At 74.8% G+C, this 13,295-nt stretch carries 9 protein-coding genes; 2 read left to right on the top strand and 7 right to left on the bottom strand.

All coding sequences use genetic code 11. The features are described from left to right. Window positions 1–102: 102 nt before the first annotated feature. The 7 genes from O1G21_RS31940 to O1G21_RS31910 all read right to left on the bottom strand — a co-directional run bounded on the left by O1G21_RS31940 (window position 103) and on the right by O1G21_RS31910 (window position 10,807). Window positions 103–1,743 (bottom strand): AMP-binding protein, encoded by a 1,641-nt coding sequence (locus O1G21_RS31940; protein WP_270148540.1) that lies wholly within the window; start codon window positions 1,741–1,743, stop codon window positions 103–105. 139 nt (window positions 1,744–1,882) lie between these two features. Next, window positions 1,883–2,122 (bottom strand): chaplin, encoded by a 240-nt coding sequence (locus tag O1G21_RS31935; RefSeq protein WP_270148538.1) that lies wholly within the window; start codon window positions 2,120–2,122, stop codon window positions 1,883–1,885. A 92-nt stretch (window positions 2,123–2,214) separates the two neighbouring features. Beyond that, window positions 2,215–2,580, bottom strand: a complete 366-nt coding sequence (locus tag O1G21_RS31930; RefSeq protein ID WP_270148537.1) for a hypothetical protein — start codon at window positions 2,578–2,580, stop codon at window positions 2,215–2,217. Continuing rightward, window positions 2,577–5,165 (bottom strand): Hsp70 family protein, encoded by a 2,589-nt coding sequence (locus tag O1G21_RS31925; RefSeq protein ID WP_270148535.1) that lies wholly within the window; start codon window positions 5,163–5,165, stop codon window positions 2,577–2,579. The genes O1G21_RS31930 and O1G21_RS31925 overlap by 4 nt, the downstream gene beginning before the upstream one ends. Before the next feature lie 31 nt (window positions 5,166–5,196). After that, window positions 5,197–5,922 (bottom strand): nucleotide exchange factor GrpE, encoded by a 726-nt coding sequence (locus O1G21_RS31920; RefSeq protein WP_270148534.1) that lies wholly within the window; start codon window positions 5,920–5,922, stop codon window positions 5,197–5,199. Further along, entirely contained in the window at window positions 5,919–6,344 is a 426-nt protein-coding gene (locus O1G21_RS31915) for a hypothetical protein (protein ID WP_270148531.1), read from the bottom strand. The genes O1G21_RS31920 and O1G21_RS31915 overlap by 4 nt, the downstream gene beginning before the upstream one ends. A gap of 107 nt (window positions 6,345–6,451) precedes the next feature. Continuing rightward, complete coding sequence (locus O1G21_RS31910) at window positions 6,452–10,807, bottom strand: tetratricopeptide repeat protein (RefSeq protein ID WP_270148530.1); 4,356 nt, start codon at window positions 10,805–10,807, stop codon at window positions 6,452–6,454. 227 nt (window positions 10,808–11,034) lie between these two features. On the opposite strand from O1G21_RS31910, the gene O1G21_RS31905 reads away from it, so the two are divergent. Both O1G21_RS31905 and O1G21_RS31900 read left to right on the top strand, forming a co-directional pair. Further along, the gene (locus tag O1G21_RS31905) at window positions 11,035–12,807 is read left to right on the top strand and encodes a serine/threonine protein kinase (RefSeq protein WP_270148528.1); all 1,773 of its coding nucleotides are present in this window, start codon (window positions 11,035–11,037) and stop codon (window positions 12,805–12,807) included. A 92-nt stretch (window positions 12,808–12,899) separates the two neighbouring features. Further along, on the top strand, window positions 12,900–13,280 hold the full coding sequence (locus O1G21_RS31900) for a VOC family protein (RefSeq protein ID WP_270148527.1): 381 nt from the start codon (window positions 12,900–12,902) through the stop codon (window positions 13,278–13,280). Window positions 13,281–13,295: the final 15 nt, after the last annotated feature.

Here is a 13,295-nt window from a genome sequence, read left to right as displayed (position 1 = left end):
GCCGAGGCATGTGCGCACTCCGGGGGCGCCGCATGCCCGCGCGGGCGGTGTTCCACCCGCGCGGGCGAGCGTGCGCCGACGGTGCGCGCCCGAACGGTGGCGCTAGAGGTCGAGGATCCGTACCGCCAGCTCGCGCATCTCCACCTTGCGGATCTTGCCGGTGACCGTCATCGGGAACTCCTCGACCACGTGCACGTAGCGCGGCACCTTGAAGTGGGCGAGCCGGCCGGTGCAGTAGGCGCGCACCGCCTCGGCGGTGAGCGGCTCGGCGCCCTCGCGCATCCGGATCCAGGCCATCAGCTCCTCGCCGTACTTCGGGTCGGGGACGCCGATCACCTGGACGTCCAGGATGTCGGGGTGGGTGTGGAGGAACTCCTCGATCTCCCGCGGGTAGAGGTTCTCCCCGCCGCGGATCACCATGTCCTTGATCCGCCCGGTGATGGCGAGGTAGCCGTCTTCGTCCATCACCGCGAGGTCCCCGGTGTGCATCCAGCGGGCCGCGTCGACGGCCTCCGCGGTGCGCTCGGGCTCGTCCCAGTAGCCGAGCATGACGGAGTAGCCGCGGGTGCACAGCTCGCCGGGCTCGCCGCGCGGGACGGTGCGACCGGTGGCCGGGTCGACGACCTTGACCTCCAGGTGCGGGCCGACCCGGCCGACCGTGGAGACCCGGCGCTCGACCGGGTCGTCGGTGCGGGTCTGGGTGGAGACCGGCGAGGTCTCGGTCATGCCGTAGCAGATCGAGACCTCCGCCATGCCCATCCGCTCGATGACCGCCTTCATCACCTCGGTCGGACAGGGCGAGCCGGCCATGATGCCGGTGCGCAGGCTGCCGAGGTCGTAGCGGGCGAACTCCGGGTCGGCGAGTTCGGCGATGAACATGGTCGGCACGCCGTACAGCGAGGTGCAGCGCTCGGCGGCCACGGCGGCCAGGGTGGCGCCGGGTTCGAAGGAGGGGGCCGGGATGACCATGCAGGCACCGTGCGAGGTGGCGGCGAGGTTGCCCATCACCATGCCGAAGCAGTGGTAGAAGGGCACCGGGATGCAGATCCGGTCCTGCTCGCCGTAGTTCAGCAACTCGCCGACGAAGTAACCGTTGTTGAGGATGTTGTGGTGCGAGAGGGTGGCACCCTTGGGGAAGCCGGTGGTGCCCGAGGTGTACTGGATGTTGATCGGGTCGTCCGGCGCCAACTCGCCCTGGCGTTCGGCGAAGAGGGCGAGGAGGCCGGGATCGGCCGCGCGGCCGGCCGTCAGCAGAGCGTCCCAGGCGGGGCTGCCGAGCAGCACCACGCGCTCCAACCCGGCGCAGCGCGGCCGGACTTCCTCGATCATCCCGGCGTAGTCCGAGGTCTTGAAGCTCTCCGCGGCGACCAGCAGCCGGATCCCGGCCTGGTTCAGCACGTACTCCAACTCGTGCGCCCGGTAGGCCGGGTTGACGGTGACCAGGATCGCCCCGAGTTTGGCGGTGGCGTACTGGGTGAGCGTCCACTCCGCGCAGTTGGGGGCCCAGATGCCGACCCGGTCGCCCTTGGCGATCCCGAGTTCCAGCAGGCCGAGGGCCAGCGCATCGACGTCGGCGCCGAATTGGGCGTACGTCCAGCGGCGGGCGGTGGGACGGTCGACCAGGGCGTCGCGGTCGGGGAAGGCGCGCACCGCGCGGTCGAGGTTCTCCCCGATGGTGTCGCCCAGCAGCGGGACGTCCGAGGTGCCGGAGGCGTAGCTGCGCGGGGTCGGCGTGGTCGGCACGGGCTGGCTCCTGGGTGCGACGGTGCGGGACGGGCACCATGGTCGCGGCTCCCGGTCCCGCTCCGCCACCCCCGAACGGGGGTACCGACACGACGCCGGGGCCGCCCGTCTCCTTCGACGGACGGCCCCGGCGCTCCGGTCAGCCGTTGATGCAGACGTTCCCGACGGTCGGGTTGAGCAGGCCGAACACGTTCATCGTGTTGCCGCAGATGTTGGTCTCGAAGTTGATCGGGATCTGGATCTGGTTACCGGAGAACACGCCGGGCGAGTTGGTCGCGATGCCGTTGGCGGTCGCGCTGCCGGCGGAGGCGGTGCCGGCACCGGCGAGGACGGCCACCGCGGCGAGCGCGGTGGCGGCGAGGGTGGTGCGAATACGCATTGCGTCACTCCTTGTGAGGGTGGCGAAGTTCCGTGTGACGATCACACTCGCACCGATCGAACTCGACGGCAGTCCGGGAACGGTCGAATTGGTCATTCGGAGGGCGTGTCGCCCTCCCACCCCGAGGCCGCCGGCCCCGCGAACCCGGACACGCTCAGTGATTCCAGCAGCTCCCGGGCCGGTTCCAGCCCCGGTTCGGCCACCACCGCGCGGTGCAGCAATCCGAGCGCGAACGCTATGTCACCGGCTGCCAGGGCCTCCAGCGCCCGGTTGTAGTCGATCCGAGCGGCGTAACGCAGCCGGAACAGCGCGCTCAGGTCCTCCCGGCAGGACGGGCAGCCGAGCGACTGCCGGTCCGCCGGCACCTTGCACAGCGGGCACAGCACGTCCAGGGGCGCCACAGCAGTCGTCGCGGCGCCCGCCCCGGCACTCGTCGCGGCACTCATCGCGGCACTCATCGCGGACCGGCCTCCTCCGGACGGACCGGGCCCAGCGACTCGGCGGCCGGCTCGCTGCCGAGCTCCCGCTGCGCCTGCGCGTACAGGGCCAGCAGGTTCGACATGTGGGTGTTGACCGCCTCCATGTTGGGCGCCTCCACCGCGTCGTCCAGCCCGCGCAGCTCCGCCATGATCCGCTGCGCCAGGGCCGGCGAGATCATGTTCTGGCTCACGTAGACGTTGCACATGGTGAGCATCCGGAAGGTGTGCCCGAGCGAGTCGCACAGCTCGTCCGCCTTCTGGGCCGCGCGCACCGCGCCCTCCCAGTCGGCCGCCTCCCGGCGCAGCCGCAGCTCGGCAGCCACCGAGCGCAGTCGGTCCAGGTCGCTCGGGTCCAGGTGCTTCTCGCAGTAGTGGATGAACAGGCTCAGGTACGCCTCCGAACCGCGCACCCAGCGCTGGGCCTTGAGCTGACGCTGCGCCCGCTCCAGCGCCTCGTCCACCGACTGGCCGCGGGTCTGCCCGGCCGCCAGGTCGTCCAGGGCGTCCATCAGCCGCTGGGCCTCGCGCATCTCGGCCTCGGTGAGCTCCCCGCCCCAGCGGTCGGTGAAGGTCTCGATCTGCCGCTGCTGCTCCTCGACCTGCACCTTCAGCTCCGGGTCCAGGGTGACCCGCTCCAGCTTGACGGTCTTCTCCGCGCCGCCCTGGATCCGCACCGACAGGGTGATGGTGCGGTCGCGGTCGAGGCCGAAGGAGACCTCGACCGGGGTGCGGCCGCCGAGTCCCTCGGGCAGGCGCAGGGTGAGGTGGCCGATCAGCTCGTTCTGCTGGGCGATCTCGTGCTCGCCCTCGTAGACCGCGATCTCCAGCCGCTGCCGGCCGCTGCCGGAGACCACGAACTCCCGGCTGACCGGCGAACTGGTCGGGTAGCTGGTGTTCTTGGGGATGATGACGGCCAGCCGGCCGTCGTTGAGCTCGATGCCCAGGTTCTTCGGGGTGATGTCGAAGGGGTTGGTGACCTGCATCAACTCCCCGCAGCCTGCGCACACTTCGCTGCCCGGTGGGTTGACCCGGGCGCAGGAGGCGCAGCGCAGGCCGACGTCCTCGGCGGCGGTGGAGGCCACCTTGGTGTGGCCGGGGGCGGCCGAGTTGAGCGCCTCGCCGCACAGTTCGCAGGCGGTGACGCCGGGGGCGGCCGGGGTGCCGCAGCGCGGGCAGTTGTCGCCGCGCACCACGGTGGTGGTCTGGGACTGCTTCGGGATGGTCGCCCCGGCGCCGGTCCCGGTACCGGCTTCGGCCGAACCGGCCATGTCCTGCGCGCACTTGGGGCAGGCGGTGGCCTCGGCGTCCACCGGGATGTGGCAGGTCGGGCAGGAGACCCGGTCGCCGCCGAGCAGGGAGGTGGCGCAGTTGGCGCAGTTGGAGGCCGACAGGTCGCCGGGGGCCCGGCACTCGGGGCACTCCACCTCGCCGACCAGCGCGGACTGCACGGCCGCGCCGAGCGCCACGCACTGCATCGGGTTGACGCCGCGCTTGATCCGACGGGTGCCGAACACCTCGCCGAGCCGCCGCTCGACCAGCGGGATCGAGGTCGAGCCGCCGACCAGCACCACCTCGTCGATGTCCCCGACGGTCAGGTTGGCCTGCATGATGGCCTTGTGGGTCAGCTCGATGGTCCGCTCGATCTGGGCCTCGATCAGCTCCTCGAAGCGAGCGCGCTCGAACTCCGTCTCCAGCACCAGCTGTCCGGACCCCAGGCCGGGCAGGATGACCTCGGAGGACTGCTGGTTGGAGAGCTCGATCTTGACCGTCTCGGCGGTGGAGGCGATCTTCGGGCGGTCGCGCAGGTCGGGCTGGTAGTCGGCGCCGTACTCCTCGCGGATGTCCTCCAGCAGCGCGGTGGTGATCGCACGGTCGAAGTCGTCACCGCCCAGCAGGTTGTCGCCCTCGATGCCGAGCACCGAGACCGAACCGGGCACCAGCAGCAGGATGGAGATGTCGAAGGTGCCGCCGCCGAGGTCGTACACCAGGACGGTGCGGCCCTCGTCGCCGGCCTCGCTGGCCAGCCCGTACGCGAGCGCGGCGGCGGTCGGCTCGTTGATGATCCGCAGCACGTGCAGGCCGGCCATCCGGCCCGCCTCCTGGGTGGCGGCGACCTGCCGCTCGCCGAAGTAGGCGGGGACGGTGATGACGGCCCGGTGGAAGGGCTCGCCGAGACGCTGCTCGGCGTCCTGCTTGAGCCGGTGCAGGATGATCGCGGAGATCTCGATCGGGGTGTAGGAGCGGCCGTTGAACCAGACGTTGACGTCGCCGTCGGTGCCCGCGGTGACCTTGTAGTCGACCTCCTTGAGGGCTGCCTGCACCTGCGGGTCCTTGAACTTGCGGCCCATGAAGCGCTTGACCGAGCGGATCACGTTGGCGCCGTCGATGGCGATCCGGCTGCGCGCGGTCGAGCCCACCAGCAGCTCGCCCTTGCGGCCGCTGCCGACCACGGAGGGCGTGGCCTCCTGGTTCTGCCGGTTGAAGATGATCTCCGGTTCGCCCCGGCGCAGGTGGGCCACCACCGAGTTGGTGGTGCCCAGGTCGATGCCGAGTGTGCGGTACATGTCGTTCCCCTCTTGCCCCTCGTGGTCCTGGCTACTTCTTGCGCTTGGCCCGCTTGGCCGGGCGGCCCGCCGCCCTGGCCTGGCGACGGACCCTGGGCGGTACCGGCCTGGCCGGGGCCTCGACGGGCTCGGGCTCGGGCTCGGGCTCGGGCTCGGTCCCGGACGCCGTCTCGACTGCCCCCGGCTCCTCGAGGCCGTCGGACTCCTCGAGGCCGTCGGACTGCCCGGGCTCTAGCAGCCCGGTCCTGGGGTCCTCGGCCGGCGGCAGCGCCGACTCCGGTGCGGCGACGACCACTTGGGCCCGGCGCAGCACCTCCTGCTCCCAGAAGAATCCGGTCACCACGGTCTGCACCACGGTCTCCGGCGCCACCCCCGGCCGCACCTCGACGCCGACGATCTCGGTCAGCGCCGGGTCCGCCGCCAGGCCGTCCAGCCGCATCGGCTTCACCCCGGCCTTGGCGAGCCGGCCGAGCAGCCGGCGGCGGGTGGCCTCCAGCCCGGCGCCGCGACCGTGCGCGACCAGCTCGCGGTCCAGGCCGAGCGCGGCGAGCGCGTCGTCCACCTCGACCAGGACGCCCAGCAGTTCCCGTTGCTCGGCCCGGGCCTGCTGCTTCTGCTCGGTCAGCTTGTTCCCCAAAAGGGACGCCCGGAAGAGCAGTTGGGTGAACTTGGCCTCCAGGTCGACGGACTCGACGCCGGGCGGGACCTCCAGCGGCAGGTGGCCGTCGAGCAGGGATGCGATCGGTGCGTCGGTCATTCCGGAACCTCGATCTGCGGCAGCACGGACAGGTCGGCCGCGTAGCGGGCGGGGACGGGCGGTTCGGGGTCGGCGCCGCCGGGGGCGGGCTCGACGAAGTCGGCGGCGGACTCGGCCCGGTGCAGAGCGAGCAGGGCCGGGGCGGGCGGCAGCGGCGGGCGCTCGATCACCAGCAGCGGTTCGGCGAGCGCGGGGGCCAGCAGGTCGGCGGCCTGGTCCACCGGCTCGGGCGGGAGCGGCTGTTGGAGGTCCACCTCCAGGCGCCGGTCCGGGTTGCGCAGCAGCGCGGCGGCGTCCTGGATCTGCTGGCGGGTGAACCGGCCCGCCTTCAGCGCCTTCCCGACCGACAGGTTGATCTCGCGCACCCCGGCCGTGAGCGGGATGCCCAGGACCTCGTACGGCGACGGTTCGTGCAGTGGCATGTCGGGTGGCCCCTCTCCTCACGGTTCACGACACTTGACGGGACGACGGGTCGCCGACGGCCGGACGCACGGTCTACGACGACGGAGGCTCCCGGTACGGTTGCCGGTCACCGGAGCCGGTTGATCCGTGTCTGCAGCGCGAGCAGCTCCCGGTCCCTCGGGTTGTACTCGAGGGCCGCGGCGATCAGCTGGCGGGCCTCCCAGTAGCGGTGGGCGTTGGCCTCGGCGACGGCGTAGGAGCTGAGGACGATGCCGAGTTCACTGTTCAGCTTCGTGGTGTCCGCCGGCGAGCCGGACAGCTCGAGGGCCTCCTTGAGCAGCTGGATCGCGACGGCGTAGCGGCGGGCCTCGTAGTGGCCGATCGCCTCGCCGCGCCAGACGCTGACCATCAGGCGGCGGATGTCGGTCGAGTCGTCGTAGGACTTGGCCTTGCGGAGCACGGCGGCCTGGGCCTCGAACGGTTCGTCCTGCATGGTGTCGATGACGTGGTTGGCGAGCATCACCGAGATCCGGCGCTTCGCCTCGGTCCCGGCGTCGCCCTCCCACTCCGGGTCCCAGAGCAGCGCCTGCATCATCCGGCCGATGGCGCGGGGCTCGTCGTCGGCGAAGGCGGCGGAGCGGGCGAGCTGGCGCAGCACGAAGGCCATGCCGTGCCGGTGCTCCGGGTCGTCGCTGAGCTGGATCAGCCGCTGCCACAGTCCGACGGCCTCCTCCAGCTCCTCGTCCGAGGCGTCGACCCGGCTGAGCTGGCCGACCCGGTTGCCGAGCGCGGCCTGCAGGAAGTGCTTGGCGGTCGGGTCGCCGGGGGCGAGGTCGAGGCTCTTCGCGAGCAGGTCGAGGGCGCGCGAGTAGTCCTTCTCCTCGTTGTTGATCTTGCGGGCCCACTGGGCGTAGGTCGCGCCGAGGTCACCGCGCACCTCGGGGTCGTCCGGGGCCAGCGCGAACGCCTTCTCCAGCAGCTCGGCCGCGCCCGCCTGGTCGTCCACGGTGTTCTTCAGCAGCGCGCGGGCGGCCCGTACGCCGCACTCCGCGGCGATCCCGGCCGTGTCTGCGGGCAGCGCGGGGCCGGGGACGGTCCGGGCCCGGGTCAGGCAGTCCAGTGCCTCCCGCCAGTCCTGGTTGCGGTGGTGCTCACGGGCCTGGCTGACCAGCGCCGCGCCGAGCAGCGCCTGCCAGGCCGCGTCGCGCTCGCCCTCGGCCACCGCGTCCAGCGCGGCCACGGCGGCGGCCTGGCGGCCCTGGAGGTGGAGGTACTGCTGCGGGCCCAGCGCGCCGAACAGGGCGAGGGCCCGGGTGAGCGCGGGCGCGTCGGGGCCGGTGGGCCGCCGCCAGGCCCGTACGGCCTGCTCGAAGGCCTCGGCCCAGGCGTCGGATCCGGTCTCGGCGCGCAGCAGCCCGTCCAGGACCGGGCCGACGACCAGGCGGCGCGCGGGGCCGCCGGGCAGGGTGATCCGGACGTCCTCCTGGGCGAAGGCGTCCGCGGCGTGTGCCTCCATGCCCAGGCGCAGCGTCCAGGCGGTGACCTCGTCGCCGCTGCGCCCGGCGGCCCGGTCGAGGGCGCGCAGGTCCTCGCGGAGGCGGTCGGTGAGCGCGGTGCGGGCGGCGGCCATCCGCTGCGGTTCGGCCGGGCGGCCGGTGATCCGGGCGGTCTGCGCCCACAGCTCCTCGCGGTGCAGGGCGGCGACCAGGCAGCCGACCGTCCAGGCCCAGAGCTGCTCGTCGGGCTCCTGGGCGGTCGCCGCGAAGCGGTAGCCGGCCAGGCCGAGGGCGTGCAGCAGGCGGGGGTGGGCCGGGTCCTTGAGCAGCAGCTCGCGGTAGGCCTGGTAGGCCTCGCGGTGGCGGCCCTCGGCGGCGTGCTGGTGGGCCTCGTGCTCGCCGAGCAGCACCAGCGCGCCGGCCGCCTGCGGGTGGCCGGGCGCGAGGGTCAGTGCCTGGCGCAGGTCGCCGGCCGCCCGTCCGGGCTGCTCGGCGGCGAGGGCGGCGCCGGCCCGGCGGACCAGCACGGCGGCCCGGGCGGCCCCGGCGTCGGCCGGCAGGTCGGCTAGGGCCTCGTCGAGGCGGCCGAGTTCGGCGCGCAGCAGGGCGAGGTCGAGCCGTACCGGCCCGGCGGTGGCGCTGTCGCCGAGCGCCTCGGCCCAGGCAGCCAGGACGGGTTCGGCCTGTTCGGGGGTGCCGGCCCGGCGGGCGCAGTCCAGTACGGCGCGCAGGGCGGGGCCGGCGCAGCGCGTGCAGCGCGGCGAGCCGGTCGCGGCGGGGGCGTGCAGGTGGTCGGCGCAGGCCTCCCGGCCGCAGCCGCCGCAGGCGCCGGTGGCGGGGCGGGCGCAGAGCGCGCAGTCCCCGGCGGGGGCCGCGGCGGGAGCGGTGGCCCCCGCCGCGGGCGCGGGCGCAGGCCCGCTCTGCGCGGGGATCCGGCCGACCACCTGGGTCGGGGCGGCAGCGGCGGGGTGGGCGTCCCCGGCGGGCTGCACCGGGCCCGTCCCGATGGGCCGCCCGGGCTGCGTACCACCCGCGGGCAGCGCGCCGCCCGCGGCCGTACCGGCGGTCCCAGCGCCGCCGACCGTACCGACGGATCCAGCGCCGCCCGGCGTACCGACGGTCCCGGTGCCGCCCGCCGCCGTGCCGGCGCCCAGGAAGTGCCGGTACCAGTCCAGCGCCGCGCCCCAGTTGCCGGCCCGTTCGGCGAGCAGGGCGCGCAGCCGGGCGAGTGCCGGGTCGCCGGCCGGGTCGGGGTCCAGCGGGGCGAGCAGCGCGATGGTCTGGACCGGACGGCCTGCCAGCAGCGCGGCGGCGGCCAGGTGGTAGCGGTCGCGGAGCCCGGCGGCGGGGTCGAGCAGGGCGGTGACCTGGTCGGTGGAGCCCTCGGCCAGGGCGAGTGCGGCGCGCAGCCGGGCCTGCCGGTGGGTGAGCGCGCCGGGCAGGGTGTCGGCCAGGGCGAGTGCGGCGGTGGCCGCCGCGCGGGCCTCGGCGCTGTCGCGGCCGGTGACCAGCAGGTGGGCGGCCTCGCGCAGGGCCGCCTCGCGCAGCGCGGCCCGGTAGCCGGGGGCGGCGGGGTGTTCGGCGGCGGCCCGCTGCCAGTGTTCGCGGGCGGCGGCCGGGTCGGTGGCCAGCAGGGTGCGGGCGAGCCGGTCGCGGGCGAGGGCCTGGCGGTCGTTCAGTTCGGGGTCGTCCAGCGACTCCCAGCGGGCCAGGGCGCCGGCCGGGTCGTCGGTGCGGGCGAGGGCGAGGCCGTGGTGGTAGGCGGCGATCCGGGTCCAGCGGGAGTCCGGCTGGTCGTCGGCCTCGGCTCGCAGGATCGGCTCGGCTTCGGCGGGCTGCCCGGCGGCGGTCAGGGCGGCGCCGAGCCGGACCCGGGCGGGGCGCCAGTCGGGGGCCTGGCCGAGGCCGGTGCGGTAGTCGGCGGCGGCCTCGGCGTGCCGCTCGGCCCGTTCGTGGACCAGGGCGAGGCCGAACCGGGCCGGGGCGAAGGAGGGTTGGACGGTCAGCGCGGCGGCGAACTGTTCCCGGGCCCGCTCGTCGGCGCCGAGCAGCAGGGCGAGCCGGCCGAGGGCGTAGCGGGGGCGCGGGTCGCTCGGGTCCTCCCCGGCGGCCGCGGCGAGGTCGGCCCAGGCGGCGTCGGTGGCGCCGAGCCGCTGCCGGGCGAGGCCGCGGAAGAGCAGGCTGTCGGTGCGCAGCGCCGAACCGCGGCCCCACGGCGAGGGCTCGCCGGGGCCGCGGCGCAGGGCCTCGTCGAAGGCGGCGACGGCGGGTTCGTCCCGGTGCAGGGTGAACAGCTGGGCGCCCCAGCGGAACCAGAGTTCGCCGCTGCCGGCGGGGGCGGCCGCGGCGAGCAGCGGCTCGGTCTCGGCGGCCCGGCCGGTGTCGCGCAGCAGGGCGGCGCGGGCGAGCACCGGCCAGTCCTGGCCGGGGAGGGCGGCCAGCGCCCGGGCGGTGGCGTGGTCACGCTGTTCGGGGCTGCCCTCACGGCACTGCCGTTGGAGGCACCGCAGGGCGCGGGCGACGGCCTCGGCCTCCTCGCCGGGTTCGGCGCCGGTGGCGGTGGCCTGGAGGAGGGCGAGCAACGGCCCGGGATCGCCGTCCGGGGCCTGCATCCGTTCGTCGGAGAGGCGGCGCAGGCTCCACCGGGGCAGCTGGTGGGCCGGGTCGGTGAGCAGCGGGAAGGCCTCGCGGTACAGGGCGAGGGTGGCCTGCTGGTCACCGGTGGGGATGGTGGCCTCGGCCTGACCGAGCAGGGCGAGGCCGCGCTGGGGGCGCAGTTCCTCGGGCCCGCCGGCGAGTTGGCGGGCCAGCCGGGCGTAGCGGCGGCGCGCCTGCGGGGCCTTGCCCGCCGCGAGCTGCTCAGCGGCCGCGCCGAGCGCCTTGGCGACTCCGGCCGGGTCCAGGGGGGTTCGCCTGCGGGCGAGCACCACCGCCGCCACACCGGCCAGTGCCACCACGATGATCAGCAGCACCACGAGCTGCGCCATGCACCGTCCCCCTGCGCTTCGAGAGCGTCCCACTCCATGATCAACGTTCCCCGCACGATCATGAGTTGACGTTATTTCATGATGTTGCTCGGGCGCCCATCAGAATAGGCCCTCCCCCGGGCGGACGAACAGGAACGAGCACTATCCTGGGCGGGCGCGAGCTGCTCGACAGCCGCGCGTCCACAGCGGTGAGAAGCGTCGGGGGTCGAGTGTCCGAGTCTCGTTGGGTGCCCGGGCTCCGCTTCGGGCCCGAGTTCGACCCCGAACAGTACGAGCTGCTGGAGTTCCACCACCGGGGCGGCGAGGCGGAGGTGTGGCGGGCCGTGCGCACCGGGCACAACGGGATCAAGGAGCTCGTCGCCGCGAAGATCATGCTGGAGCGGGACCCGTCCGAGGTCCGGCGCTGGCTCGGCCGGTGGGACGACGTCTCGCACAACGCCCACCGGCTCGGCGTCACCGACCTGGTGGTGCCCAGCTTCCTGCTCGGGCCCTCCCCGCACCGGCCCGGCACGGTGCCCGCCGGCGGACTGATGGGCTACCAGATCTCGCCCTGGGTCGAGGGCGTGCCGCTGCACACCTGGGCCCGCGCCCAGCGCGGCGGACCGGCCGCCGTCGCCGAAGTGCTGGCCCGGCTCTGCCGGATCGTCGACGAGCTGCACCGCAAGCGCTGGGTGCACCGCGACATCTCCCCCGCCAACGTGCTGGTCGACGCCCAGGGCCTGGTCAAACTGATCGACCTGACCTTCCTCGCCCCGCTCGACCACACCCTCACCGTCGCGGTGTTCACCCCCGGCCACGTCCCTCCCGAGGCCGAGCAGGTCGGCGGCTTCCCGACCACCGCCAAGGACCTCTTCGCGGTCGGCACCCTCGCCCGCACCCTGCTGCTGCCCGACCACGGCCGGCTCGACCACCGGCTCGCCGCCGAACAGGCCCGCGCCGAACTGCTCGCCGCCGGCTACGGCGAGGAACTGGCCCGCTGGGCCTGCGAACCGCTCGCCCGCGAACCCGAGCGCCGCCCCGCCCCGCTCGGCCCCTGGGCCGCCCGCGGCCGCGAACTCCTGCGCGCCCACCGCCCGGTGGCGCGCACCGCCGGCCTGGCCGTACTGCCCGACCGGGCCGGCCGGCCCCTGGTGGTCACCGGCGGCGCCGACGGCACCGCGCTGGCCGGGCCCGGCCGCACCGGCCACCGGCCGCCCGCCGGCCAGGGGCCGGGCGCGATACGGGAGTTGGCGGCGGGCTGGGCCGGACGCCAGGGCGAACTGGTGATCTGCGCCGAGGACCGCTCCGGCACCCTCTGGGTCGGCACCGCGGCCGGCTGGTGGGAGGCGGCCCGCGGGGTCAGCGGCCTCGCCGGGGCGGTCGGCGTGGCCGGCGAACTCACCGTGTGGACCGCCGCCGCGGGCGCCCTGCGCTCCTACCGCTGGGCCCCCGGCCTCACCCTCACCGGCCAGGAACACCCCGGCTGCCCCGCCGACCGGGTGCTCGCCGCCGAGGAGGAACGGCCCGGCGCCTGGCTGCTCCTGGTCGAGCACCGCGAACGGGTGCTCAGCTGGCGGCCCGGCTCCGGCGAACCGCCCGTCCCGCTCGGCCCGCCCGGCGCCCTGCGCGCCGGTGCACTGGCCCGCGCCTCCGCCGGACCGCAGGCCGCCACCCTGCGCGCGGACGGCTCCGTCCAGCTGCACACCCTCGGCACCCCCGGCGCCGGCACCGAGATCGGCGACGGCGAACCCTCCCTCGGCATCGCCATGGTCGGCCACCGCGGCGGCCCCACCGTCGCCCTGGCCGGCGCGGGCGGCGTACGGCTGCGGCTCCCCGCCGGCGGCGCTTCCCGGCGCCCGCGCTGGTGGCGGCCCACCCTGCGCCCGGCCACCCGGGTCGCACTCGCCATGGGGGACGACTGGCGGCTGTGCCTGGCGGCGGTCGTGGAGGGCGAGCTGCAGGTGTGGCAGGAGGACGCGGCCTACCGCTGGCAGGCGGTGGAACTCCCTGACGAGGCGTAGGTCCCGAAAACCGTTCGCGCCCGCCCCCTGCGACCGCTACGGTCTCTCGCGACCGCACCGGTGGTCCCCCAGCTGAAAGTGGGCTCCGCTCCATGGCATGTCGCATCAGTGAACTCGTCCTCGGTTGCCGCGAGCCCGAGGTGCTGGCCCGGTTCTGGTGCGAGGTCCTGGACTTCGTGGTGCTCGGCCGCGAGGACGACGGCAGCATCGAGATCGGCCCGCGCGAGGGCTTCGGCGGCGCCCAGCCCACGCTCTTCCTCAGCCGCCGGGAGACGCCGGAACCGGGCAAGTCCCGGCTGCACATCGACGTCAACGCCACCGACCGAGACCAGGAGGCCGAGCTCGAGCGCCTGCTGGCACTCGGCGCCCGCCCGGCCGACATCGGCCAGACCGGCGACGAGCACTGGCACGTCCTCGCCGACCCCGAGGGCAACGAGTTCTGCCTCCTCAAGGCCCGCCTCAACCCGCTCTGACGGCCGGCACGCCCG

The organism is Kitasatospora cathayae, assembly GCF_027627435.1.
GTDB lineage: Bacteria > Actinomycetota > Actinomycetes > Streptomycetales > Streptomycetaceae > Kitasatospora > Kitasatospora cathayae.
Note: the sequence above shows the minus strand (reverse complement) of the source record. Positions and strands in the feature narration are given on the sequence as shown.